A 24,613-nucleotide genomic window follows, 5' to 3' on the forward strand; every position below is an offset into this window, starting at 1 on the left:
CCGCGACAACGGGGTCCGGGGCGGAGCCCCGGAAGCAGGGGCGCAGGGGGCGCAGCCCCGCCCTACCGCGGCGAAGCCGCGGTACCGGGCCCGGGGCTCCGCCCCGGAAGAAACGGTGAAAGGGCGGGCCAGGGGCAAAACCCCCAACCCGCCCTCCCGCCCAAGGGCTACGCCCCCGGCAACGCCGCCAACTGCGCACCCAGCCGCTCAATATCCGCCTCGGCCTTCGCCAGCCGCCCGCGGATCTTCTCCACCGCCTGCTCGGCCGCCTTCGCCAGGAACGCCTCGTTCCCCAGCTTCGCCGTGCACTGCGCCTTGTCCTTCTCCGCCGCCGCCAGCGCCTTGGCGAGACGCTTCCGCTCGGCGTCGACGTCGATCGTGCCGGACAGGTCCAGCGCGACCGTAGCGCCCGCCACCGGCAGCGTCGCCGTAGCGGCGAAGTCCTCGCCTTCCGGCTGGAGGCGGAGCAGCTGACGGATCGCACCCTCGTGCGCGGCCAGCGACGTCCCGCTCAGGTCCAGCCGGGCCGGCACCCGCTGCCCGGGCTGCAGCCCCTGGTCGGCACGGAAGCGACGGACCTCCGTGATCACCTGCTGAAGGTTCGAGATCTCCGTCTCCGCCGCCGCGTCACGGAAGCCACTGTCCTTCGGCCACTCCGCGACGACCAGCGACTCCTTCCCCGTGAGCGTCGTCCACAGCGTCTCCGTCACGAACGGGACGACGGGGTGGAGCAGCTTCAGCGTGACGTCGAGGACCTCGCCGAGGACCCGCGCCGACACGGCCGCCTGCTCGCCGCCGCCCATGAACGTGGTCTTGGACAGCTCGACGTACCAGTCGAAGACCTCGTCCCACGCGAAGTGGTACAGCGCGTCCGACAGCTTGGAGAACTGGTAGTCCTCGTAGAACGCGTCGACCTCGGCGACGGTCGCGTTGAGCCGCGACAGGATCCATCTGTCCGTCGCCGACAGCTTCTCCGCCGCCGGCAGCTCACCCTCCACCGTCGCGCCGTTCATCAGCGCGAACCGCGTCGCGTTCCAGATCTTGTTGGCGAAGTTGCGGGACGCCTGGACCCAGTCCTCGCCGATCGGCACGTCCGTACCGGGGTTGGCACCCTTCGCGAGGGTGAAACGCACGGCGTCGGACCCGTACTTGTCCATCCAGTCCAGCGGATCGACCACGTTCCCGAAGGACTTGGACATCTTCTTGCCGCGCTCGTCACGCACCAGACCCGTCAGGGCGATGGTGTGGAACGGCGCCACGCCGTCCATCGCGTACAGACCGAACATCATCATCCGGGCGACCCAGAAGAAGATGATGTCGTGGCCGGTCAGCAGCACATCGGTCGCGTAGAACTTCTCCAGGTCCGGCGTCTTCTCCGGCCAGCCCAGCGTGGAGAACGGCCACAGACCCGACGAGAACCAGGTGTCGAGGACATCGCTGTCCTGGGTCCAGCCCTCACCACTCGGCGGCTGCTCGTCCGGTCCGACGCAGACGACCTCGCCGTCCGGGCCGTACCAGACCGGGATCCGGTGGCCCCACCACAGCTGGCGGGAGATGCACCAGTCGTGCATGTTGTCCACCCAGTCGAAGTAGCGCTTCGACATGTCCTCGGGGTGGATCTTCACCCGGCCGTCGCGGACGGCGTCACCGGCGGCCTGCGCCAGCGGACCGACCTTGACCCACCACTGCATCGACAGCCGCGGCTCGACGGTCGTCGAACACCGCGAGCAGTGGCCCACCGAGTGGACGTACGGACGCTTCTCCGCCACGATCCGACCCTGCTCGCGCAGCGCGCCGACGATCGCCGAACGCGCCTCGAAGCGGTCGAGGCCGAGGAACGGGCCGTGCACGGTGATGTTCCCGCGCTCGTCCATGACGGTCATCGACGGCAGACCGTGCCGCTGGCCGATGGCGAAGTCGTTGGGGTCGTGCGCCGGGGTCACCTTGACCGCACCCGTCCCGAACTCCGGGTCGACGTGCGTGTCGGCCACGACCGGGATCGACCGGTCGGTCAGCGGCAGCTTGATCTGCTTGCCGATGAGGTGGGCGTAGCGCTCGTCCTCCGGGTGGACGGCCACGGCCGTGTCACCCAGCATCGTCTCGGCCCGCGTCGTCGCGACGACCAGCGACTCGTCACCCTCTCCATAACGGATGGAGACCAGCTCGCCGTCGTCCTCCTGGTACTCCACCTCGATGTCGGAGATGGCCGTGAGGCAGCGGGGGCACCAGTTGATGATGCGCTCGGCGCGGTAGATCAGCTCGTCGTCGTAGAGCCGCTTGAAGATCGTCTGGACGGCCTTGGAGAGGCCCTCGTCCATGGTGAAGCGCTCGCGCGACCAGTCCACGCCGTCGCCGAGCCGGCGCATCTGGCCGAGGATCTTGCCGCCGTACTCCTCCTTCCACTGCCAGACGCGGTCGACGAACGCCTCGCGGCCGAGGTCGTGGCGGGACTTGCCCTCCTCGGCGAGCTGCTGCTCGACCTTGTTCTGGGTGGCGATGCCGGCGTGGTCCATACCGGGCAGCCACAGCGCCTCGTGCCCCTGCATGCGCTTGCGTCGCGTGAGGGCGTCCATCAGCGTGTGCTGGAAGGCGTGGCCCAGGTGGAGGGAGCCGGTGACGTTGGGCGGGGGGATGACGATCGTGTACGGCTTCTTGTCGCTCTGCGCGTCGGCCGTGAAATAGCCCCGCTCTACCCAGCGCTCGTACAGCGGCCCCTCTACTTCGGCCGGCGCGTACTGGGTCGGCAGTTCGGGGGTGCTGTTGTTTGGCTGCTGAGTGTTCTCGGTCACGGACCGGATTCTACGGGGCGGGGGCGGTGCGCCACGAACCCGTTTCCTCCGGGCGCACCCGGGGCCGGGCCCGGCCGGACCGTCGGGAAGGATGGCCGGAATGCCCCACAGGCCCCGTGTGGCGTAAATGATCACGAGAAACCCGGAAAGCCGCATATACCGATGAGCACGACCTCCCAGCCCGACACGACGACCGGCCCTCGCAAGAAGGGGAAGGTCATGGCCCTGGCCGCCGGAGCCCTGGCGGCGGCGGGAGCGCTCACGGGCGGCCTGCTCTGGTACCAGTCGTCCCGGGGCGGCGACGGCCCGAAGCCGTACACGGTGTCCCTCCCGGCCACAGTGCTCGACGGCTCCTTCAAGAAGGACGGCGACGAGGGCGGGACGGAGGACCTCACCAAGGACGCCACCAGCAAGAAGCTGGGCATCACCGACGCCAAGGGCGCCATGGGCCGCTACGCCAACGCCGACAAGCAGGAACTGAACGTCATGGGCGTCTACGGCCGGATCGACGACCCCCGCAAGACCCTCGACGCCATGCTCGCCATGGCCGACAAGGGAATGAACCAGCACGACTCCACCTTTCCCGGGATGAAGTCGGAAACACTCACCCCCTGGACGGAGTTCCGCCCCTCCGGCTTCGACGGCACCTCGATGCGCTGCACCGCGTCCAGGACCACGGGGAAGACCGGCCCCGCCTCGTTCGCCCACGAACTCGCCCAGTGCGTCTGGGTGGACGGCAGCGCGGTCGGGATCGTCCAGCACACGGTGACGAAGTACGAGGGCCTGCCCTCGTCGGCGCGCAACGAGCCGGGAGCCAAGGGCAAGGCGATGTCGGCGAAGGAGCTGTCGGAGGCGACGGCTAAGGTGCGGGGCGAAGTTCGTCAGGAAAAGTAGCGTCCGCGGCAGCGGGCGAACGGGGGGATGCACAGTGCGCTTCAGCACGCCGTACGGGCCGTACGTACCGGCACGCGCCGTCAACTGACGCCTGCCGCCCTCCCTTTCACCACTGTTCCGAAACCGTTGCGCGCCCGAGGTAAAGCCGGGATAAGCCATCGGCGAGGATGACGCGGAACGCCGCCCGTCCCCCCACACCGAGAGAGACACCATGAGTTACCCCCAGCCGGGTCCGTACGGCCAGCCGCCCCAGCAGCCGCAGGGCGGCGCCCCCAACCCCTACGCCCAGGGCGGCGCCCCGGGTGCCCCCGGCTACGGCTACCCCCCGCCCCCGGCCCAGCCCGGCCCGTACGGCGCTCCCCCGCAGGCCCCCTACGGCCAGCCCCCGCAGCCGAACCCGTACGGCCAGCAGCCCGGCATGCCCGGCCCGTACCCGCCGCCGGTCCCGCCGCAGAAGGGCGGCGCGGGCAAGACCGTCGCGATCGTGCTGGGCGCGCTGGTGCTGGTGGGCGCGATCGTGGGCGGCGCCGTGGTCTTCATGAAGAAGGACGGGGGTGGCGGTGGCGGCACCACGGTCGCCAGCGACGGCAAGAAGTACAAGCTGACGGCTCCGGAGACGGTGGCGGGCGAGTACACGAAGGCTTCCTCGGCCACCGGCCCGGGCCCGAACAACTCGAGCCTCAACGACATCAAGTCACATGTCACCAACCCGGAGACCCTCTCCGCCCAGTACCGGTCCGGTACGGGACTGACCGCCAAGTCGCTCTACCTCACCGGCGTTTACGGTGAGATCAAGGACCCCGAGGCAGTCGTGGACGCATGGTTCGCGGACGCCAAGGACGACGCGAAGAAGAAGGCGGATTCCGGCACCAGCACCGCCACCGTCGAGTTCGAGGGCGACCCCCAGAAGGTCACCCCTGAAGGGCTCGACAACGCCGTGATGAAGTGCCAGAAGATGAAGAGCACTCCGAAGACGGCCTCCCCCATGGGCCCGAAGTCCATGAACTTCACGGTCTGCATCTGGGGCGACCACAGCACCGTCGGCAACGTCGTCCCCATGGACTTGGCGTCGATGTCGAGCGGCGGTCAGGGCATGTCCATCGACGACGCTGCCGCCCTCGCCGCCAAGGTCCGCCACGACTCTCGCGTAGAGGTCAAGTAACCCAGTCGTGAACACCCATCAGCCGGGCCCGTACAACCCCTGACGCAGCACCTGCACCCATCGGGTGGGCCCGGCAAGAGAAAGGCAGCGCCAACGTCGACCGGCCCGCGAGGCTCACAACAAAGCCGCGCAACGAGAGCCGCGCCGAACTCAATGAAGTAGCCGCTGCTCCTCAACTCGGCCAATGCGGATGGCGGATGAGCATCGGATCATCGACCGGACGCTGAGGTAAGCTACCTCTAAAGTTGATCAAGGTCGCTCGCTCTCCAGTCGGGGCGATATCACGTGACCAGCAACGGAGAGGAACGCCTCGTGCGCAAGACCATACAGCGAGCAGCAATAATTGCTGGCACGGTACTGGCAGCCGGAACACTTCAGTTCGCCACAACCACCTCAGCACAGGCCAGCCCCGCCGGGTGCACGTCCTATCTTGCCGCCAAGGGCTACAAGGTGGGGCCGAAGGCCAAGGCCGCATGCAACCTTGCCAAGGGCGGAGGCATGATGGACCCGGCGGGAGACGCAGCCCGCATGGTTTGCTCATCACAGTTGGTCATTATCGGAGTCAAGAACAACGTGGCAACTGCTGCCTGCCAGAAATAATTCAGCAGCACCTTTCGCTCCGGCCAAGCAACCTGGCTACCTGCAATCACTCATCAGCCTGGCAACGAAGCACAGCAACAGGGTTTGTTCGAGAACGAGCGACCGGGCCCTTGCCCGTAGGGTGCTTGATCGGGGCACGGACGGTTCCGCCAGCGCCCCGGTAGCCGCTGTCCGCGGTGATCTTCACATCTGCCGCCGCGTTGACAATACCGTCGGTCCGGGCGCCGGTCAGGTCGTGCGTGAACCCGACGCGTGCCGCACCCAGACAGACCAACTCGCCTTCGGGAGTGGTCAGGCCCTGCACTTCACGCCGTGGTCCCGGTGCTTGCTGCTGTACAGCGGGCCCCGGTTCGCCTCGATGGCCAGTCCGGCGCAGCGCCAGGTCGGGATCAGGGTGTCGTCCACCAGCAGGCGGCGCTGCTCCTCCGAGACAGCCAGCGCCTGCTCCAGGGTCGGCGTGAGCTGAAGTCGCCGTGGCGGAGGCTGGGTTGTTTCAAGCAGGCCCTGCTGGTGCCAGCGCATCTACGGAAGAACGAGACGTTCGCGCAGGTCGGGGCTGGTTTCGGTGCCTCGGAGTCCACCACCTGGCGGTACGTCGACGAGACCCTCGGGATCCTCGCGGCCTTGGGCACCCGGTCTCCGCGAGGCGCTGGTGGGCCTGGGTGAGAGCGGCTTCGCCATCGTTGACGGGACACTGATCCCGACCGACCGGATCGCCGCGGACGAACCGTACTGTTGAGTCGGCACGGAGCGCAGTGCTGGTGTTGCCACCGGTCCGTTTCTCCGTGCCGCTCGCCGAACCCGGCGTGCGGCTCTCACCGCACCGGGCTCTCCACGGTCTCTGCCGTCAGGCGTGGTTGAGGGGCCAGGGGCTGGGGATCGTGTTGCCCCGGTAGCGGTAGCGGGTGACTGCGACCGAGACCATGGGGAACAGCTCGATCCCGTCCACCGACAGTGGTCTCCACCGGCCGTTGTGGTCGGTGAAGCGTCGGCGGAGGTCCTTCCACCTCCAGCGGTGCAGCACCCTCCACCAGCTGGCCACCCGTCGCCACACGAAGTGGTCCAGGGCCTTCAACGTGGTCTTGCATACTGCGTGCTTGAAGTAGCTGACCCAGCCGCGCATGATCTGGTTGAGCCTGATCAGTACGTCCCTGGGGACCTGCTGCGACGTCCTGTTCGTCAGGGCACGGATCTTGTCCCTCAGCTGCCGGACAGGCCGGTCGGCGATGAAGGTGTAGACGTACCACTGGTTCGAACCTCGCTTGCGGCGCCACTGGATACGGAACCCCAGGAAGTCGAACCCGTCCGACATGTGCACGACCTGGGTCTTGGCCGGTGAGAGCCGCAGCCCCAGAGGGAGCAGTGCGTCGGTGATTGCCTCGCGCAGTTGGACCGTGTCGTCGCGTCCGCCGTCGATCAGAACGACGAAATCGTCCGCGTAGCGGACGATGCGCCAGTTCGGTCGGCCGTACCGGCGGCGATGCGCCCGCCTGCCTCTGGTGGACATCGACCCGCCTGGCTTCCATGGCTCCATCAGGTGCTCGTCGAGCGCCGACAGGGCGATGTTCGCCAGCAGCGGGGAGAGGATGCCGCCTTGCGGGGTGCCGGTCAGGGTCTCCGCGCGGTCGCCGGCCTCGGTGAGGACGCCAGCCTTGAGGAACGCCTTGACCAGTCGCAACACGCGCTTGTCCTTGACTCGCTGCCGCACCCGGTCCATGAGGGCCGTGTGGTCGATGGAGTCAAAACACGCCTCGATATCCGCATCCAGCACCCATCTGTAGCCGTGGGTGCCGTAATAGTGGATCTCGGCGATGGCGTCGTGTGCTCTCCGCATCGGCCTGAAGCCGTAGGAGACCGGCTCGAAGTCGGCCTCGAAGATCGGCTCCAGCACCAGCTTGAGCGCCGCCTGGACCACCCGGTCGGAAATGGTTGGGATGCCGAGTTTGCGCAACTTCCCGCTCCCGCCGGGTTTCGGGATCTTGCGCTCCCGCACCGGCAGCGGGCGGAATTCACCCGTCTTGAGGGCATGGCGCAAGTCGTCCAGGTAGCCCGGGAGGCCGAGTTCCCGCTCGACGTTGACGGCTGTGAGACCGTCGACGCCCGGAGTTCGGGCCCCCTGGTTGCCCGCGACCCGTTCGAATGCGACAAGCAATGTCGCCGGGTCGCTCACGAGGTTGAACAGGTCGTCGAACCTGCAGCCGGGATCGGCCGCCGCCCAACGGTGAAGCTTGGCCTGCATCCCCGATACCCGCTGGCGGGGCCCTACTTGGGCTTCCAGCGGAGCACTGCTGTTCAGCAGCGCGTCTTTCGGCATTGCATCCTCCTTCCCTTCGCGATACCGCTGCCGCCCTTCCCCATGTGCCGGGCTCTCCCCGGCTCCGAGTACTACGGCGGCTCCGCCCCGTCCCGGACCGCTCGGCCGACGGTGGGCCCAGCCCCGAACCCGCGCCGGGCGCGCGATGTCAGGGCAGGACCGGGACGGTTCCCGTGTTCACTCGCTGTCGATTGACGAAGGAGGAGCCCGGCTATGCCCCCGCGGCCTCGCCACGGCTACCCCGCAGCACTTCACCGTGGCCTCCCCACACGACGGCAATAAGCCGTGCGACGAGTTCCCCACCGAGCAAGTAGTCGGCGGGGACGTACCGCATCCAGCCCAGATCCACCAGGTTCGAGCTGGCGTGCCTTAAGGAGGCGTAAACGCCGGTTCCTCGCGTACTCCTCTCCGTCTCGCTTGCCGGACCCGCACCATCTGGCAGTACCGACACGTCCCGGCTTCGTCGGGGCCGCTTGCCACCCTCCCCGGCACCTCCCGGCTCAGGCTGCCCCCAGCTTCAACCACCCTGCTGCGACAGGGCGATGGTGGTGGTCTTTCACCTCCACTCGAACAACGAGCACCTCACGGCGCACACAGCCAGAAGCACAAGAAACACGACACGAACATCCAGGTCGTCGCCCGCCCGGTGGCACACCGCTGTGGTTCTCCCGCACGCTGCCCACGCACACGCATGATCTGACCGCCACCTGGGCCCACGACATCGTCCAGGCCTGCCTCACCAGAGAAATCCTGGTCCTGGCCGACCGCGCATACCAGGGTGTCGGCGCCACCGCCCGCACCCCCTGCTACGGACACCGCGAACTCCCCGACCACCACCAGCGGTTCAACCGCGTCCATGCCCACCTCCGAGCGCCGGGCGAACACGCCTTCGCCCGGCTGAACTCCTGGCGCGTCCTCCGTCAGGCACGATGCTCCACCAACCTCATCAGCCGCATCGTCCAAGCCGTCCACACCCTCCTGACCTGCGAGCATTCAGGATGAAAGACGTTCGGTGTGTGCCTTGGCCGACCACAGCACGGCAGCCGTCATGACGCTCGCGGAGCCGGGGAACGCGATGAGCGGTAACACCGCCTCCTTCGGCCAGGTCGCGAAGCCTCCGCGAGAAGGGCCGCGTAGGGAGCAGGGAACAGCCCGCAGTCCGTCCCGATCGGATCCCAGTCATCACGCCCAGGCCCCGCTCCGTCACAGTCACCCATCACCTCTTCTGCCGCCCACCGAGCCGGACAACACTCTCAGCAACCACTGGCCAACACTTTGGTACCATCCCCAGGAAGTTGATCAAGGTTCTGTCCTACCCGCCTCGGGAGCTGACGGGACACTCAATGGGAGGACAACCGCTCCATGCGCAGGGTAACTCGACGAGCAATGGCAGTCGCAGGCATAGTGCTCGCTGCCGGCACTCTGCAACTCACGACAACCACTTCAGCTCAAGCAGCAGACGCTGACTCCCCCTACAAGTGCCGCACTATCCTTAAGTCCCGCGGCTACACAGTGGGCCCTAAGGTTTCCCGGGCCTGCCAAGAACTTCTAAAGGGTGACGACGCCAACGGCATCCCCGTAGGGTACCTAAGGTGCTTGGGGTCTCTGAAAGACCTTGGAGTCCGCCCGAAAGACGTCGTCGACGCTTGTAGCTATTGACAATCAGAACGGCCCACGTTTCGAACGTCAACACAACCGGCAAGAAAATAGAAACTGGGCTTCCCTGGTCGGACGCAACACAGCTGCAATCGTGATAGCTGAGAAATTGGGAGCACAACAAATACCGACTTGACTCCTGCTAAAACCTGTCTCGTAACTCGTGTGAGCTTCCCCCGAGATGCGGAGTCAGTTGACAGAGGGTCAGATGGGACTCATGAGAGGACCTTCGACCATGGCTGCCCCGAGAAGATATCCGCTGGAGTTGCGTGAGCGTGCGGTGCGGATGTACCGCACCTCCGACCCGAGGCCGCAGATCAAGAAACTGGCCGTCGACCTCGGCGTGCATCCGGAGGCCCTGCGCGGCTGGATCCGCCAGGCCGAGGCCGATGCCGGCGAGCGCGACGACCGGCTCACCACCGACGAGCGGGCCGAGCTCACGGCCCTGCGCAAGGAGAACGCCCAGCTCAAGCGGGCCAACGACGTGCTGCGGACGGCCTCGGCGTTTTTCGCGGCGCAACTCGACCCGACCCGGCCCAGGTGACGGCGCTCGTTGACGAGCATCCCCGCCTGGGGGTCGAGTGCGTACTCCGGGAGCTCCACATCCCTTCCGCCACTTACTACCGCTGGCGCCGCGCGGAGAAGGAGCCGTGCGAACGGCGCCGCCGGGACGTCGAGCTGACCGAGCAGATCCGCACGATCCACGCCGACTCCGGCGGGATCTACGGCTCGCCGCGGGTGCACGCCGTCCTCAAACGGGAGGGCGTCCGCGTGGGCCGCAAGCGGGTCGAACGGCTGATGCGCGAGGACGGTCTTGCGGGCGTGAGCCCACGCCGCAAGAGCGGCTTCACGCGCCGGGACCCGAAGGCCACCTTGGCCCCGGACCTGGTCAACCGGGACTTCACCGCACCCGCGCCGAACCGGCTGTGGGTCACCGACCTCACAATGGTTCCGACCGGCGAGGGGCCGCTGTGGCTCTCGGCGATCCGCGACGCGTTCTCCCGCCGGGTGGTCGCCTGGGAGACCTCCGCCCGCGCCGATGCGGACCTGGTGCTGACCACCCTCGAGTACGCCCTCTCGTCCCGCGAGGTCGAGCCGGGCAAGCTCATTCACCACGCCGATCACGGCTGTCAATACACGTCCATCAAGCTCACGACCCGGTTGGTGCGGGCGGGAATTGAGGCGTCCATGGGGTCCGTGGGGGACTCGTACGATAACGCCCTCGCGGAAAATCTGTGGATGCTGATCAAGACCGAGGGCCTGCGCGGCCGCACCTTCGCCACACGTGCCGAGGCGAACCTCGCGCTCTTCGAGTACATCGACGGTTTCTATAACCCCCGCCGCATCCAAGAACGGCTCGGCTACCTCAGCCCGATCGAGTTCGAGGAGAAGCACTACACCGACCAGGCGACGGCCGAACCAGCGAACCTGAACACCCATCAACCCGTCCCGACCTGCTGATCAGCAACTCTCACGCAGCGGGGGAACCTCACGTGGTCGGGTGCGGGGTTGAGCTGGTCGTGCAGGTCGTCACGGCTCAACGCCGCGAGCTCATAGAGGAGTTCACTGGGCTCCGCCCGCGTCAGTTCCAGCATCTGATGCGGGCTGTCCACCGCAACGGGGGTCGGGCTCTGGACCCGGACCGGCCGGGCCGCCCATGGGCACTGCCCCTGGAGGACCGGGTGCTGCTCGTGCCGATGTGCTGCCGCACGAACCTCACCATGCGCCAACTCGCCCCGCTCTTCGGGAACTCCCCCGCGGCCGTCGGCCGGATCATCGGCCGGCACGGGCCCCTGCTGGCCCTGGCCCCGGGCAAGCGCAAGCCCGGACGGCACCACGTCCTCATCGTGGACGGCACACTGGTGCCCACGAGGGACCGGACGGTATCGGCCTCATCGAAGAACTACCGTTACTCGGCGAACCTCCAAGTCCTGCATCAAGGCGAACACCCGGGTGGTACTGGCCGTCGGCCGGCCGCTGCCGGGCAACCTTAACGACTGCACCGCTTCCGCCGAGTCCGGGATCAAGGATGCCTGCGGCAACGCGACCGTCCTCGCAGACGGCGGCTACCAGGGCACCGGAGTCCTGATGCCCCACCGCCGCCAGGCTGGACAGGACCGGCTGCCCGACCGGAAGGAACAGCACAACATCTCCCACCGACGGATACGCGCCCGCGTCGAGCACACCTTCGCCCGCATGAAGAACTGGAAGATCCTGCGCGACTGCCGCCTGAAAGGCGACGGAGTCTGGTGGGCCACCAGCGGCGTCGCCCACATGCACAACCTCGCCCTCAGCCACTGATCTCAGCATCACAAGACAAGCTTTAGGGCGACCGGACGGCCAACCCGCAGTTGCCAACGAGACGGTCGGTCGACTGAGTCGGCTCGGATAACACGGCGGATCAGCTCGGAGCCTAACCAGCACTCGGGCATGCTTGGGAAGCCATACCCGAAGCCGACCAACGTCCCACCGATGTACGCCCTGACGAGAGTGAAACCCTCATGCCTCAGCTGGCCAGTGGCCTGATGGCGGAAGGACTCGATAGGTGAACCTCGCCCCGCAGCCGGCTACACCCGAGCCGCGCTATTCCGGATACGTGTCTGCGCAGATATCGATGAGCATGCCCAGCAACGACGAGATCTCCTACGGGTCGCAGAGCCGGATCACAGCTTGGGCTCCGGTCGTCCGAGTGCGCGGGCCGTACTCCTGCTTCGAGGGAACAAACAACGGTTCAACATTCCTTCGCCTTCGCCACCCAGGATCATGTGTCCGTCGCGCCTTTCAGGTGTAACAGGACCTCTGCGAGGGGCATGTCGAACCGGTCCTTGTCCGGCTCCCACCGCCGCATGACCGCGGCTGTAGCCTCGGCCAGATCCGTGGGGAGCTCCGCCGCACGCAGGGCCTCAGCGACTTCGCCCATTTCGGGTGCCCAGCGCCATGAGCGCGCGGCAACGCTGGGCAGGTAGTCCGGGTCGGACAGAATCTCCGAGGGCATCCTCGCGGCTTCGTTGAGCAGGAGGTCGGTCACCTGATGGGCGTCGGCCAGGGCGTAGGCCAGGGCGGCGAGGGTTCGGGCCGGTCTCTGGAAGGTGGCGAACGCCATCTTCAACGCCGAGGCCGCGCCGACGGTTTCACCTGCCGAATGCACTTCGACTGCGGTGCCCGCGAACAGCTTCCCTACCTGTTCGGCGGCCTCGGGGTCGCCAGCAAGGTAGAGCCGGGTCGTCCGTGGTCCGGGCGGTGGCGGACCGGTGATCGCCCCGTCGAGGACGTGAGCCGCCATGTCTGCCGCCATGCGCTGCACGCGTTGCGGACTGATCGCATTTGCCTCTACGTATAGTCCGGTGAAACCGCACTTATTCACCTTGCCCGCAACGTCCCCGGCAGCCGCCGGGGGACAGACCGAGACGGCAACAGGGCTAACGTCCAGCGCCTCGCCCAAGGCCGGAACAGATGTCAGGCCAGCGAACTTAGCCCGCTCGTACGTCCGTTGACTTCGTCCCTCCGGCACCCACAGAACCCGGTGCCCTGCGGCAACAGCTTGGGCACCCACAGCCGCGCCCATCGAGCCCGGGTGAAGCAGGGTGATGGTGGTCAAGAGGGTTCTCCTGACGGGAGCGCGCGGGAGCATGCCTGGCGGCGGGCGACAATGGCTTCATTCAGGCCCACGGCGATAGGTGAGTTCGCAGCAGGGTGCTGGCTGAGACGCCGGGTGAACTGACCAAGTCGCCTGTTCACGCTCTCGATCCCGCGACGCGCATGGGAGTCTAGGACCCAGTGCACTTGGTCGGCGGCTCCACCCAACTCCCCGCGAGCCAGCCGGGCAAGAGCAAGGTCTATGCGGGCCAGAGATTCCTCGCCCAGACGTCGTTCGTGACCCGGAAGCCGACTGAACCAGCTGACCGCCTCCTGTGCTCGCCGTTCCGCGTCCGCCAGATGCTGATCGCCACCCAGCCATAAGTGAGCGCTGCTGGCGCAGTAGAGCTGCTTCCCGAGCGGGAAAGCCATCATGCCGACCGTCACCTCGCCCTCGTCCGTCAGGCTCTCGCGCATGGCGTCGGCCTGGTGAAGGACCGCGAGCGCCTCGCCCGACCGGGCGAGCTGTCCCAGAGCCCGCGCCTTGATACTGGCCAACCGGATCTGTGGGGTTCCTTGTTCGGGTGTGAGGGCGAGTCCGGAATCGCTGAGGGCGACGGCGTCATTGGGGCGTCCGGCCCAGTAGGCGATGAGGGCTTGGAGCCCGCGCACCCATGCCCGCAATCCGTTGTGCCGGGCGAGTTCACCGCACAGGAAGGCCGTACGGGCCTGGGTCTCCGCCGCAGCGTACTGGCCCAGGTCGAACGAGGCATTCGCCAGGACACCGCAGAGCAGCCCGGCCGCCAGATACAGATCGGTCGTGTACTGGGGAGGCTGCCGCCCCTCGAGGAGTCGGAAGGTGCGGTCGCGCAAGTAGCGGATCTCATTGAACTGAGCTGTGACCGGACGATTCGGGTAGGTCCGCACTATGCGCTCGATGTCGGCGAACAACTGGTCCATGGTGTGCGGGCCGACGTTGGTGCCTTCTGCTACAGCAGCGAACCGGGCGGATTCATCGGCAGCCGCCATGATGTCGTCCCCAACGCGGTAGTCGAACGGAGGTGCTGTTCCGCTGTAATCCTTCCCTCTTTCGATCCGCCTACCCTCCATCGGCCCTCGTGCGAACAGCTGCTGCACGGTCCAGCCGGAGAACATCGCCTCCAGGACCCGGCGCACCTCCCTGGAGCGCGGCACACCCTTCATGCCACCGGACACCCATCGCCGGAAGGTCCGTTCATCAACGCAAGGGGTACGGCTCCGGATCCCCAGCCGCTGAGCCGTCTTCGCGTACCGGCACTTGAAATCCGGGTACGAGGACAGCCCCATCTGCCGGATGAGGACGACGAAGCGGAGCTGCTGCGGCTGGCCCATGTTCTTCCCCTGAACGAGTCCAATGGCTTCACGCTAAGCACCAACCGCCGTACCGCGCAGGGAAAACAGCCGCATACGGACCATCGGACCGCGACTGTGTCCGCATGTGCCGCATCTGACCACGTCATGCCACTCGCTATGACCGGAGACCTCCACGAAGCTACGGATCGATCACCCCATGCACACCCAACGTCACAGAACCGGATACGAGGGACGGCCCATGCACACTCCGGATACTCCGCCACCACTCATGACCCTCATGACCGGCGACACCCGGCCTCTCGACCTCGTCACCATCCGCGCCACCATCCGCCGCGCCCTCCAGGAACGCCCCGTCCGCCCGTCCTCGTACGAGATCGCCGAACTCACCCGCACGCTCCGCGCCCACTTGGAGGCCATGCTCACCGAAGCACAGCATCGGGCCGATCAGTTGGAGCCCGACACCACCGCCCGTCTCCGCTGGGAAGCCCTTATCGATCACGCCCTCGCCGACCTCGACTTCGGCGCCGGCGCCGAGCGCCCCGTACGGTGCGCAGCCCAGGCGTACCTCGATGTCCTCGCCCGGGACGCCCGCTTCCTCGCCGACTGCCTCGACGAATAGGCCGTGCGCAGGCAAGGGTCCCCAGGTAGCGTGGCGCCACAGCACAGCACCACCAGGAGCCACTCATGTCACGCAAGCCCCGCGTCCTCTACGTCACCGACCTCGCCTACGAGGCCAAGGGACGGCGGTACTGCGACGAGGACATCTTCCTCACCTCCCGGCTCCGCACCCACGGCTTCGACATCGCCCTCTGCCATCCCCTGAACGCCGCCGCGCTGATGGACGGCTTCGACCTCGTCGTCGTCCGCAACAGCGGGCCGGTGCTCAACTATCAGGCCGCGTACGACGCGTTCCGCGAGCAGGCGCTGCGGCGCGGGACGCGGGTCTACAACCAGCTGACCGGGCGGGCGGACATGGCGGGCAAGCAGTACCTGCTCGATCTGACCGCCGCCGGTTATCCGGTGATACCCACCGTCGACCGCGCCGAGGACCTCGACCGCCTCCCCGGCGTCGACGAGTACGTCGTGAAGCCGAAGCTCGGCGCGGACTCGATCGGGCTGGAATTCGTCCCACGGGAGCGACTGGGTGAACTCTCCTACGGGGACGTGCTCGTGCAGCCGCGCATCCACTTCCTGCACGAGGTGTCGTTCTACTTCGTCGACGACGCCTTCCAGTACGCGCTCCACGCACCCGACCCGGCCCGCCGCTGGGCGCTGGAGCCGTACGAGGCGACCGAGGAAGACCTGGTCTTCGCCCGCCGGTTCATCGCGTGGAACACCATCGGCCACGGCATCCAGCGCGTGGACGCCTGCCGTACGCCGGAAGGCGGGCTGCTCCTCGTCGAGCTGGAGGACCTGAATCCCTATCTGTCACTGGAGTTGCTGACTCCGGAGCAGAGGGACGCCTTCGCGGTGAGCATGGCCGCGGCGCTGCGGCGGGCCGTCGAGGCCGAATAGCAGAAAGGGCGCCCTCTTCGTCGAGGGCGCCCTTTTATGTCACCTACGCGCTCTTCTCGTGCCGCTCCCCCGGCCCCTCGCTGCCGCGCGAGCGCGGCACCAGGGTCGGGTTGACGTTGGACTGCACGACGTCCGCGGTGATGACGACGCGGGCGACGTCCTTGCGGGACGGCACCTCGTACATCACCGACATCAGGACTTCCTCCATGATGGCGCGCAGGCCGCGCGCCCCCGTGCCGCGCAGGATCGCCTGGTCGGCGATGGCCTCCAGCGCCGGACGGTCGAAGTCCAGCTCCACGCCGTCGAGTTCGAAGAGGCGCTGGTACTGCTTGACGAGCGCGTTGCGCGGCTCGACGAGGATCTGGAGCAGGGCCTCGCGGTCCAGGTTGTGAACGCTCGTAATCACCGGGAGGCGGCCGATGAACTCGGGGATCATGCCGAACTTGACCAGGTCCTCCGGCATGACCTCCTGGAACTGGTCGCTCGCCTCGATCTCCCGCTTGGAGCGGATCGTCGCGCCGAAGCCGATGCCCTTCGCGCCCGCCCGGGACTCGATGATCTTCTCCAGGCCGGAGAAGGCGCCACCGACGATGAAGAGGACGTTCGTGGTGTCGATCTGGATGAATTCCTGGTGCGGGTGCTTGCGGCCGCCCTGCGGGGGGACGGAGGCCGTCGTGCCCTCCAGGATCTTCAGCAGGGCCTGCTGGACACCCTCGCCGGAGACATCGCGGGTGATCGACGGGTTTTCGCTCTTTCGGGCGACCTTGTCGATCTCGTCGATGTAGATGATGCCGGTCTCGGCCTTCTTGACGTCGTAGTCGGCGGCCTGGATCAGCTTCAGCAGGATGTTCTCGACGTCCTCGCCGACGTAGCCGGCCTCCGTGAGCGCCGTCGCGTCCGCGATCGCGAACGGGACGTTGAGCATCCGGGCGAGCGTCTGCGCGAGCAGCGTCTTGCCGGAGCCCGTCGGGCCCAGCAGCAGGATGTTGGACTTGCCCAGCTCGATGCCGTCGTCCCGGTTGTGCGCGCCGGTGTCCCCGGCCTGGACGCGCTTGTAGTGGTTGTAGACGGCGACCGAGAGGGCCTTCTTGGCGGCCTCCTGGCCGACGACGTACCCCTCGAGGAACTCGTAGATCTCACGGGGCTTGGGGAGTTCGTCCCAGCGCACCTCGGAGGTCTCCGCGAGCTCTTCCTCGATGATCTCGTTGCAGAGGTCGATGCACTCGTCGCAGATGTACACACCAGGACCCGCGATGAGCTTCTTCACCTGCTTCTGGCTCTTGCCGCAGAACGAGCACTTGAGCAGGTCGCCGCCGTCACCGATGCGTGCCACGAGGTGCTTCCCCTTCGCCTGGGATCCGCCTTGCTCTGCGAACCCGAGTGCTTGCCTATCGACGGTACCTTGCCGGGCCCCCCGTGCGGGCCCCCCTCGCACCTACTCGGCCAAGGGGGGTACCGGCGGCACAGTGCCCGGGAGCCGGCCCTGAACCGGATCCCGGAGCGGTCCTCAGACCGCCACAGACGACTTGCGCGTCGAGACAATCTGGTCCACCAGACCGTACGCCAGCGCGTCCTCGGCAGTGAGGATCTTGTCGCGCTCGATGTCGTCGCGGATCTTCTCGATCGGCTGGGTGGAGTGCTTGGCCAGCATCTCCTCCAGCTGGGTGCGCATGCGCATGATCTCGTTCGCCGCGATCTCCAGGTCGGAGAGCTGCTCACGGCCCGTCTGGCTGGACGGCTGGTGGATCAGCACACGGGCGTTGGGCAGCGCCATGCGCTTGCCCGGGGTGCCGGCGGCCAGCAGGATCGCCGCGGCGGAGGCCGCCTGGCCCATGCAGACCGTCTGGATGTCCGGCTTCACGAACTGCATCGTGTCGTAGATCGCCGTGAGGGCGGTGAAGGAGCCGCCGGGCGAGTTGATGTAGATCGAGATGTCGCGGTCGGGGTCCATCGACTCCAGGCACAGCAGCTGCGCCATGACGTCGTTGGCGGAGGCGTCGTCGATCTGGACGCCCAGGAAGATCACGCGCTCCTCGAAGAGCTTCGCGTAGGGGTCGTACTCGCGCACGCCCTGGGAGGTGCGCTCCACGAAGCGCGGCACGACGTAACGGGCGTCCACCTGCGGGCCCGTGTAGAGGCCGCTGCCGGGGAAGTTGTTCATGCGGGTGTTCACCATCCTGATGGCGGTCGTTGGCTGGGAATCAGCTGTCAGCTGGGTTCGGCTGTCAGCGGGACTGCCGGGGCTCAGGCCCCGGTGCCGCCGCCGCCCGGAACGCCGGAGGCGTGCGTGATGATCTCGTCGATGATCCCGTACTCCTTCGCCTCCTCAGCGGTGAACCAGCGGTCACGGTCACCGTCACGGATGATCGTTTCCACGGACTGGCCGGTGTGGTGGGCGGTGATCTCCGCCATGCGCTTCTTGGTGCGGAGCAGCTGCTCGGCCTGGATCTTGATGTCCGAGGCCGTGCCGCCGAGGCCCGCGGAGCCCTGGTGCATGAGGATGTCGGTGTTGGGCAGCGCGAAGCGCTTGCCCGGGGTGCCGCCGGTCAGCAGGAACTGGCCCATCGAGGCCGCGAGGCCCATGCCGATGGTGACCACGTCGTTCGGGATGTACTGCATGGTGTCGTAGACCGCCATGCCGGCCGTCACCGAGCCGCCGGGGCTGTTGATGTAGAGGTAGATGTCCTTGTCCGGGTCCGCGGCCAGGAGGAGCATCTGGGCCGTGATCTTGTTGGCGATGTCGTCGTCGACCTGCTGGCCCAGGAAGATGATCCGCTCGTCGAGCAGCCGGCTGTAGACCTGGTCGCCGAGGCCGCCACCGATGGAGGGTCCGCCGGCGGCGGAAGGCATCAGATTCGTCACGTGATCCACCTGCTCGTCTCTGACGGCAACGGGCCGTCTCCGCGTCTTCACTGGGGCGGGGGTCCTCCGGGGCCGGTACGGTCCGGCTCGCTCAAAGTCTCCCCTGCCCTCGTATCTACGGACCCTAACGCGCTGGTCGGCGGGCGCCATCCCGCATGAGGAACTGTTCGCTCTGAGCGCAGGTCCCCTTGCGGCGCACGGGCGGATTGCCGCCGGAACGCGGCGCACGGCCGGCCGGGCGCCCCCCGGCAGCCCGGACCGGGGTGCGCGGACGGGCCCGGCCGCGGCCCCCCGCCGCGCGGGGCGGCGGGAGCGCGGACGGGCCCGTCCGTGAGGTGCGGTGAGGGCTTCGGCCCTTACTTGGCCTCGGTGCCCTCGGCGGCCTCGACGGCCTCCGTGGCGGCCTCGGTCTCGTCCTCGTCCTCCAGGCTGACGACCTCGCCGTTGGAGTCCTTGACCGTGGCGGCCTCGACGACGGTCGCGAGGGCCTTGCCGCGGGCGACCTCACCGACGAGCATCGGGACCTGGCCCTGCTCGACGACGGCCTGGGCGAACTGGTCGGGGCTCATGCCGGAGGTCTGGGCACGGCGCATCAGGTGCTCGGTGAGCTCGTCCTGGCCGACCGACAGCTTCTCCTTGTTGACGATCTCGTCCAGGACGAACTGGGTGCGGATGCCCTTCTCGGCCTGCTCCTTGAGCTCGGCGTCGAACTCCTCGGCGGACTTGCCCTGGATCTCCAGGTACTTCGCCAGGTCGAGGCCCATCTGGCCGAGCTGGTGGTGCTCCAGGTTGTGCTTGCGGGTGTTGATCTCGTCCTCGAGAAGCTTCTCGGGCATCGGGACCTCGACCAGCTTGAGGAGCTCCTCGAGCACCTTCTCCTGGGCCTGGGTGGCCTGGTCGAACTTCTTCATCCGGCCGAGGCGCTCACGGCTGTCCGCCTTGAGCTCGTCCAGGGTGTCGAACTCGCTCGCCAGCTGGGCGAACTCGTCGTCCAGGGCGGGCAGTTCACGGGCCTTGACGGCGGTGACGTCGACCTTGACCTCGGCCTCCTTGCCCTCGGCGGAGCCGCCCTTGAGCTCGGAGGTGAAGGTGGCGGTGCCGCCGACCTCGAGACCGGTGACGGCCTCGTCGATGCCGTCCAGCAGCTGGCCGGAGCCGATGGTGTAGTCGACACCCTCGGCGACGCCGTCCTCCAGGACCTCGCCGTCGACCTTGGCCTCGAGGTTCACGGTGACGATGTCGCCCTCGGCGGCGGCGCGCTCGACCGGGGAGGTCGTGGCGAAGCGCTCGCGGAGCTGCTCGACCGACTTCTCGACGTCCTCGTCGGTGACCTCGACGGCGTCGACGGTGACCTCGATGCCCGAGTAGTCCGGGATCTCGAGGACCGGGCGGATGTCCACCTCGGCGGTGAAGGCCAGCAGCTCGCCGTCCTTCAGCTCGGTGATGTCCACCTCGGGCTGGCCCAGGGGGTTGAGCTCACCCTCGTTCACGGCCTCGGTGTAGAACTTCGGGAGCGCGTCGTTGACGGCCTCCTCCAGCACCGCGCCGCGGCCGAACCGCTGGTCGATCACACGAGCAGGAATCTTGCCCTTGCGGAAGCCAGGGATGGAAACCTGCTGGTTGATCTTCTTGTACGCCGCGTCGAGGCTGGGCTTGAGCTCCTCGAAGGGCACCTCGACAGTGAGCCGAACCCGGGTCGGGTTCAGGGTCTCCACGGCGCTCTTCACGGTTCGGTCTCCTTGGGGCTGACTTCGGGTTTTCTGCTGAGCTCTCTGCTGAGGTCCAGCGGATCGCGCCCGGTAGAGAGACACAGACGCGCAGCTTGCATAGTAACCGCACGCGGGATGAGCCCCACAAGGTGATCTTGAATGGTCGGGGTGGCCGGATTCGAACCGACGACCTTCCGCTCCCAAAGCGGACGCGCTACCAAGCTGCGCCACACCCCGTCGGTGCGAGACGTAGGGTACATGCCCGCCGGAGTGCCGGCCGACCGTTTGACCGGGGGATGACCTCGGGGAACACGGTGTGGGACGGGAGGGACGACCGGGGTGTGCAACGAGGGCGGCCGACCCGCTACGATGCACGTCAGTGCCGCGTCCCCCAAGGGGTTCGAATCGGCACGCGCGGGCGTAGCTCAATGGTAGAGCCCCAGTCTTCCAAACTGGCTACGCGGGTTCGATTCCCGTCGCCCGCTCGCAGAGCGCCCCCGGCCCCGGCCGGGGGCGTTTTCCGTTCCGGAAACCCGATGCCGCTCTCAGAACTTGATGCCGTTGATCGTCTGGGCGATCGAGTTGAGGAAGCGGTGGATCGACGGCGCCATCCCCGTCGAGGCCAGGAAGAACCCGAAGAGCGCCGCGACGATGGCCGGACCGGCCTTGATGGCGCCCTGTCGGATCAGCACCACCAGGATGATCGCCAGAAGCAGCACCGCTGACACCGATATGGCCACAACTGATCACACCCTAGGTCGAAGACACCTGGCCCGGCCCCGGAGGCGCCGTCCCGCGGGCCCCCACTGCACCATCGTGCCATCAACTGGCCTTTCTGGCAGGTGCCGTGACGATTCATCGGATGAAGGTCCGGTCCTTCCGGCCATCGGTTTCCGGCCGCCGGACGATGGCCGGACGGTGGCCGAACGGACCGGAGCCCTTGCCACCGCTTTACCCGTCCCGGCTAAGGTGCGACGAATGCCCCCCACTGCCACGTCCCCGGCACGTTCCGTGGCCTCCGTCCCTCCCCAGCCGGGCCCGCCCGCCCCCAAGGCCCGCGACCCGTTCTTCGACAACGCCAAGTACCTGGCCATCGTCCTCGTGGTGCTCGGCCACGCGTGGGAGCCGCTCACCCACACCAGCCGGGCGGCGATGGCGCTCTATCTGACGGTGTACACCTTCCACATGCCGGCGTTCGTGCTGATCTCCGGCTACTTCTCGCGGGGCTTCGACCTGAGCCCGCCGAAGCTCAAGCGGCTGATCACCAGCGTCCTGGTGCCGTATCTGCTCTTCCAGCTCGCCTATGTCGAGTTCCAGCACCTCTTCGAGAAGGGCGCCGAGCCGGATCCGTTCACGCTGCTGGAGCCCTGGTATCTGAACTGGTTCCTGGCCGCGCTGTTCGTCTGGCGGCTGACCACGCCCATCTGGAAGATCATCCGCTGGCCCGTCCCGGTGGCCTTCGCCATCGCCGTGATGGCGGCCATGACCCGCGAGGTCGGGAGCGAGTTCGACCTGATGCGGGTCATGCAGTTCCTGCCGTTCTTCGTGATCGGACTCCGGCTGGAGGCACGCCACTTCGAGCTGCTGCGCCGCCGCTGGGTGCGGATCGCGGCGGTGCCGCTGTTCGTCTGCGCGGCGGCCGTCGCGTACGGGCTGGCGCCGCGGCTGGACAGCGGCTGGTTCTACCGCAACTCCAGCGTGCAGGGCCTGCACGAGCCGCTGTGGACGGCGCCCGTGATGGTGGCGGCCCTCTCCCTGTGCGCCGCCGCCCTGACGGTGGGCTTCCTGGCCTGGGTGCCGCGCCGCCGGACCTGGTTCACGGTCCTGGGCACGGGCACCATGTACGGCTTCCTGCTGCACGGCTTTGTGATCAAGCTCTCGCGCTGGCGCGAGTGGTACGACCTGTACTCCTGGATCCGCGGCCCGCTGGGCGAGGTCCTGGTCTCGGTCCTCGCCGTCGCGCTGATCACCGTGTTGTGCACCGCCCCGGTGCGGCGGGTGTTCCGCTGTGTCGTCGAGCCGCGGATGGACTGGGCCTTCCGCGGCTCACCGCCACCGGCCGCTACAGGTGCAGCAGGATCTGCGTCAGCAGCGCGATCCACCAGCCCAGCGGAAGCAGCAGAACGAGCGCGACCGGACGCCTGAGCAGCGGGGCGCCGGGATCCGGCTGTGCACCGTGCGTACCGGGAACCGGCGCCTGGAGCTTGTCGAGCTTCGCCCGCACCACCAGGTTCCAGATCAGCGTGAACGGCGTGAAGAAAATCAGCGAGAACGGACTCCACCAGCCCTGCCAGAAGGTCTTGGCGGTCATCTCGCGGCGCAGTGCGGTGCCGCAGGTGCGGCAGAACCGGCCTTCCTGCTTGAGGAATCGCATCAGGATGAGGAAGCCCTGATGGCCGCGGATGGTCACGTCCACCGCCGGGAATCCGCCGCATATCCGGCAGTTGTCCTGCGGGGGCATGCCGGGGTGCGGAGCGGCGGCGTATCCGGGCTGCGGGGCGGCGTATCCGGGCTGCTGCGGAGGGGCGCCGTACGAGCCGGGCTGCTGGGCGTACGGGTTGGGCTGCTGCGCGTAGGGCCCCGTCCCATAGGGCTGTTGTGGCTGCTGGGGCTGCTGGGGAGCGGTCGGAGTGGTCACAGGAATTTCCCCCGTCGTGCGGTCGAGCATGAGAAATGCCGGGTGGCGCACGGCAATACGGGCGCGCCCCGGCGGCCTTACAAAATAGACCGCGGCGGACGGCCGCGCCCACCCGGGCAGGGGGTTCCCGGAATTCCGTTCAGTCGCGCCGGTCGCGGCAGATGAGCAGCAGCGCGCGGTCGTCGTTGACGTCCTTGGCGACCGCCTCGATCAAATGCCAGGCGGCACCCGCGAATCCGGTGGTGACATAGCGGTCGGCTTCTCCGGTGAGCCGGTCCATGCCCTCGGTGAGTTCGCGTTCCGCGGTTTCCACGAGGCCGTCGGTGAAGAGCATCAGGACGTCGCCGGTGCTCAGCCGGCCCTTCACGGAGTGGAATTCGGCGCCGTCGTAGACACCGAGCAGCGGTCCCTCGGCGGCCTTTTCCTCCCAGCGTCCGGAGCCCGCGCTGAGATGGAGTCCGGGGACGTGGCCGGCGGAGAAGAGTTCGTAGTCGCCGCTGTCGAGGTCGAGGACGAGGTGGACGGAGGTGGCGAAGCCCTCGTCCCAGTCCTGGCGCAGGAGGTAGCCGTTGGCGGCGGGGAGGAAGGAGTCCGGGGGCAGCGAGCCCAGGAGTCCGCCGAAGGCGCCGGAGAGCAGCAGGGCGCGGGAGGCGGCGTCCATGCCCTTGCCGGAGACGTCGGTGAGGACGACCTCCAGGGTGCGGCCCGCGTTGGTGCGGGCGGCGACGACGAAGTCGCCGGAGAAGGACTGGCCGCCGGCCGGGCGCAGGGCCATCTCGCGGTGCCAGCCGCGCGGCAGTTTGGGCAGCTTGCTCTGGACGCGGATGCGTTCGCGCAGGTCGAAGAGCATGGTTCCGCCACGCCGCCAGGGCACGCCGACGCGGCTGCGGAACTGGGCGATGAGCAGCCCGAGGAAGCCGACGGCGGCGACGACCAGGATGGTGCCGGGGGTGACGCGGTCGGCGCCGTAGGCGTAGGGGTCGAGGACGGCGGACTCGACGATGAGGGCGGTGGCCGCGGCCGCGTAGAGGCCGAGGAGGCTGGCGGGGCGGAGCAGCAGGCCGCCGGCGACGATCGGCAGGACGAGGGCGGCGGGGGCGCACCACTCGGGCTGGGCGATGGTGCCGACGGCGAGGGCGGGGACGGACAGTAACAGGGCGGACAGGGCGAGCCGGTCGGAGCCGTCGCCGCGGAAGTAGTCGACCCCCGCCTTGCGCACGCTCGTGCGGACCCGGTGCAGTGCTTTGCGCATCCGGGCCGTCGGGGTCTCCGCACCGCCAGTCATTGCTTCGGGACCTTATCCACCCATTCGGCGGCGCGTCGATTCACGCCGCGCCGACACGGCTGCCCGCAGGGCACCTGGGGAGCAACCCTATGCGAAAGCCGTCCGCCTGATCGGATATACGCGAGGCCGCATGCCTGTACAGCGGCGGAATCGGACAGGCCGTGCCGTCGTTCGGCCATCGCGGGGACGAAAGGGACGGCCGGGGCGGCCTGCCACGCATAGGAGCCCGGGGCCGCGCATGGTGCACGGGCGGCGCGCCA

General features: G+C 67.8%; 20 protein-coding genes, 2 tRNA genes and 3 pseudogenes. 12 read left to right on the forward strand and 13 right to left on the reverse strand.

Annotated features, from left to right (window positions below; genetic code table 11):
* Window positions 1-167: 167 nt before the first annotated feature.
* On the reverse strand, window positions 168-2,789 hold the full coding sequence (locus AB8735_RS14270) for a valine--tRNA ligase (RefSeq protein ID WP_372407664.1): 2,622 nt from the start codon (window positions 2,787-2,789) through the stop codon (window positions 168-170).
* A 162-nt stretch (window positions 2,790-2,951) separates the two neighbouring features.
* Between AB8735_RS14270 and AB8735_RS14275 the strand changes: the two genes are divergently transcribed.
* The 3 genes from AB8735_RS14275 (at window position 2,952) to AB8735_RS14285 (ending at window position 5,445) form a co-directional block, all read left to right on the forward strand.
* The gene (locus tag AB8735_RS14275) at window positions 2,952-3,683 is read left to right on the forward strand and encodes a hypothetical protein (RefSeq protein ID WP_372407667.1); all 732 of its coding nucleotides are present in this window, start codon (window positions 2,952-2,954) and stop codon (window positions 3,681-3,683) included.
* Between the two features lie 211 nt (window positions 3,684-3,894).
* The gene (locus AB8735_RS14280) at window positions 3,895-4,845 is read left to right on the forward strand and encodes a hypothetical protein (RefSeq protein WP_372407668.1); all 951 of its coding nucleotides are present in this window, start codon (window positions 3,895-3,897) and stop codon (window positions 4,843-4,845) included.
* Between the two features lie 312 nt (window positions 4,846-5,157).
* Window positions 5,158-5,445: a hypothetical protein gene (locus AB8735_RS14285; protein ID WP_372407670.1), complete on the forward strand. Its 288-nt coding sequence runs from the start codon at window positions 5,158-5,160 to the stop codon at window positions 5,443-5,445.
* Between the two features lie 291 nt (window positions 5,446-5,736).
* Here AB8735_RS14285 and AB8735_RS14290 read toward each other — a convergent pair whose 3' ends face one another.
* Window positions 5,737-5,967 (reverse strand): hypothetical protein, encoded by a 231-nt coding sequence (locus tag AB8735_RS14290; RefSeq protein WP_372411966.1) that lies wholly within the window; start codon window positions 5,965-5,967, stop codon window positions 5,737-5,739.
* Between AB8735_RS14290 and AB8735_RS14295 the strand changes: the two are divergent.
* A pseudogene (locus tag AB8735_RS14295) lies at window positions 5,920-6,178 on the forward strand (transposase family protein); the annotation flags it as partial. The gene AB8735_RS14290 and the pseudogene AB8735_RS14295 sit on opposite strands and share 48 nt — an antisense overlap.
* Before the next feature lie 114 nt (window positions 6,179-6,292).
* On the opposite strand, the gene ltrA reads toward AB8735_RS14295, so the two are convergent.
* Entirely contained in the window at window positions 6,293-7,759 is a 1,467-nt protein-coding gene (gene ltrA / locus AB8735_RS14300) for a group II intron reverse transcriptase/maturase (protein ID WP_372407672.1), read from the reverse strand.
* Between the two features lie 523 nt (window positions 7,760-8,282).
* Between ltrA and AB8735_RS14305 the strand changes: the two are divergent.
* The 4 genes and pseudogenes from AB8735_RS14305 to AB8735_RS14320 form a co-directional block, all read left to right on the forward strand.
* Window positions 8,283-8,761: pseudogene (locus tag AB8735_RS14305) on the forward strand (transposase family protein); the annotation flags it as partial.
* Between the two features lie 889 nt (window positions 8,762-9,650).
* A complete protein-coding gene (locus tag AB8735_RS14310) occupies window positions 9,651-9,959 on the forward strand; it encodes a transposase (RefSeq protein WP_372404934.1) in 309 nt (102 codons plus the stop codon).
* On the forward strand, window positions 9,956-10,876 hold the full coding sequence (locus AB8735_RS14315) for an IS3 family transposase (RefSeq protein WP_372404936.1): 921 nt from the start codon (window positions 9,956-9,958) through the stop codon (window positions 10,874-10,876). Before AB8735_RS14310 ends, AB8735_RS14315 begins: the two co-directional genes overlap by 4 nt.
* Before the next feature lie 59 nt (window positions 10,877-10,935).
* Window positions 10,936-11,716 (forward strand): annotated as a pseudogene (locus AB8735_RS14320) (transposase).
* Window positions 11,717-12,176: 460 nt separating this feature from the next.
* On the opposite strand, the gene AB8735_RS14325 reads toward AB8735_RS14320, so the two are convergent.
* Window positions 12,177-13,013, reverse strand: coding sequence for a DUF1932 domain-containing protein (locus tag AB8735_RS14325; protein ID WP_372407674.1), 837 nt, complete (start codon window positions 13,011-13,013; stop codon window positions 12,177-12,179).
* Window positions 13,010-14,362, reverse strand: coding sequence for a tetratricopeptide repeat protein (locus tag AB8735_RS14330; RefSeq protein WP_372407675.1), 1,353 nt, complete (start codon window positions 14,360-14,362; stop codon window positions 13,010-13,012). The genes AB8735_RS14325 and AB8735_RS14330 overlap by 4 nt, the downstream gene beginning before the upstream one ends.
* A gap of 250 nt (window positions 14,363-14,612) precedes the next feature.
* Between AB8735_RS14330 and AB8735_RS14335 the strand changes: the two genes are divergently transcribed.
* Both AB8735_RS14335 and AB8735_RS14340 read left to right on the forward strand, forming a co-directional pair.
* On the forward strand, window positions 14,613-14,963 hold the full coding sequence (locus AB8735_RS14335) for a DUF6415 family natural product biosynthesis protein (RefSeq protein ID WP_372407677.1): 351 nt from the start codon (window positions 14,613-14,615) through the stop codon (window positions 14,961-14,963).
* A gap of 65 nt (window positions 14,964-15,028) precedes the next feature.
* The gene (locus AB8735_RS14340) at window positions 15,029-15,859 is read left to right on the forward strand and encodes a hypothetical protein (protein ID WP_372407679.1); all 831 of its coding nucleotides are present in this window, start codon (window positions 15,029-15,031) and stop codon (window positions 15,857-15,859) included.
* Window positions 15,860-15,902: 43 nt separating this feature from the next.
* Here AB8735_RS14340 and clpX read toward each other — a convergent pair whose 3' ends face one another.
* The 5 genes from clpX to AB8735_RS14365 all read right to left on the reverse strand — a co-directional run bounded on the left by clpX (window position 15,903) and on the right by AB8735_RS14365 (window position 20,667).
* Complete coding sequence (gene clpX / locus AB8735_RS14345) at window positions 15,903-17,192, reverse strand: ATP-dependent Clp protease ATP-binding subunit ClpX (protein WP_344024937.1); 1,290 nt, start codon at window positions 17,190-17,192, stop codon at window positions 15,903-15,905.
* 174 nt (window positions 17,193-17,366) lie between these two features.
* Window positions 17,367-18,035, reverse strand: coding sequence for an ATP-dependent Clp protease proteolytic subunit (locus AB8735_RS14350; protein WP_049719474.1), 669 nt, complete (start codon window positions 18,033-18,035; stop codon window positions 17,367-17,369).
* A 68-nt stretch (window positions 18,036-18,103) separates the two neighbouring features.
* Window positions 18,104-18,709, reverse strand: a complete 606-nt coding sequence (locus tag AB8735_RS14355) for an ATP-dependent Clp protease proteolytic subunit (RefSeq protein WP_344024961.1) — start codon at window positions 18,707-18,709, stop codon at window positions 18,104-18,106.
* A 368-nt stretch (window positions 18,710-19,077) separates the two neighbouring features.
* Window positions 19,078-20,448, reverse strand: coding sequence for a trigger factor (tig, locus tag AB8735_RS14360; protein WP_344024932.1), 1,371 nt, complete (start codon window positions 20,446-20,448; stop codon window positions 19,078-19,080).
* A 142-nt stretch (window positions 20,449-20,590) separates the two neighbouring features.
* Window positions 20,591-20,667: transfer RNA gene (locus AB8735_RS14365), tRNA-Pro, on the reverse strand.
* A 177-nt stretch (window positions 20,668-20,844) separates the two neighbouring features.
* Between AB8735_RS14365 and AB8735_RS14370 the strand changes: the two genes are divergently transcribed.
* Window positions 20,845-20,915: transfer RNA gene (locus AB8735_RS14370), tRNA-Gly, on the forward strand.
* A gap of 60 nt (window positions 20,916-20,975) precedes the next feature.
* Here AB8735_RS14370 and AB8735_RS14375 read toward each other — a convergent pair.
* On the reverse strand, window positions 20,976-21,170 hold the full coding sequence (locus tag AB8735_RS14375) for a hypothetical protein (protein ID WP_344024930.1): 195 nt from the start codon (window positions 21,168-21,170) through the stop codon (window positions 20,976-20,978).
* A gap of 238 nt (window positions 21,171-21,408) precedes the next feature.
* Between AB8735_RS14375 and AB8735_RS14380 the strand changes: the two genes are divergently transcribed.
* The gene (locus tag AB8735_RS14380; RefSeq protein ID WP_344024928.1) at window positions 21,409-22,575 is read left to right on the forward strand and encodes an acyltransferase family protein; all 1,167 of its coding nucleotides are present in this window, start codon (window positions 21,409-21,411) and stop codon (window positions 22,573-22,575) included.
* Here AB8735_RS14380 and AB8735_RS14385 read toward each other — a convergent pair.
* Together AB8735_RS14385 and AB8735_RS14390 are read right to left on the reverse strand one after the other, a co-directional pair.
* Window positions 22,493-23,068, reverse strand: a complete 576-nt coding sequence (locus AB8735_RS14385) for a hypothetical protein (protein ID WP_372407683.1) — start codon at window positions 23,066-23,068, stop codon at window positions 22,493-22,495. The two genes, AB8735_RS14380 and AB8735_RS14385, sit on opposite strands and share 83 nt — an antisense overlap.
* Window positions 23,069-23,207: 139 nt before the next feature.
* Entirely contained in the window at window positions 23,208-24,353 is a 1,146-nt protein-coding gene (locus AB8735_RS14390; protein ID WP_344024924.1) for a PP2C family protein-serine/threonine phosphatase, read from the reverse strand.
* Between the last annotated feature and the right edge of the window lie 260 nt (window positions 24,354-24,613).

Source organism: Streptomyces luteireticuli (assembly GCF_041519305.1).
Lineage (GTDB): Bacteria > Actinomycetota > Actinomycetes > Streptomycetales > Streptomycetaceae > Streptomyces > Streptomyces luteireticuli.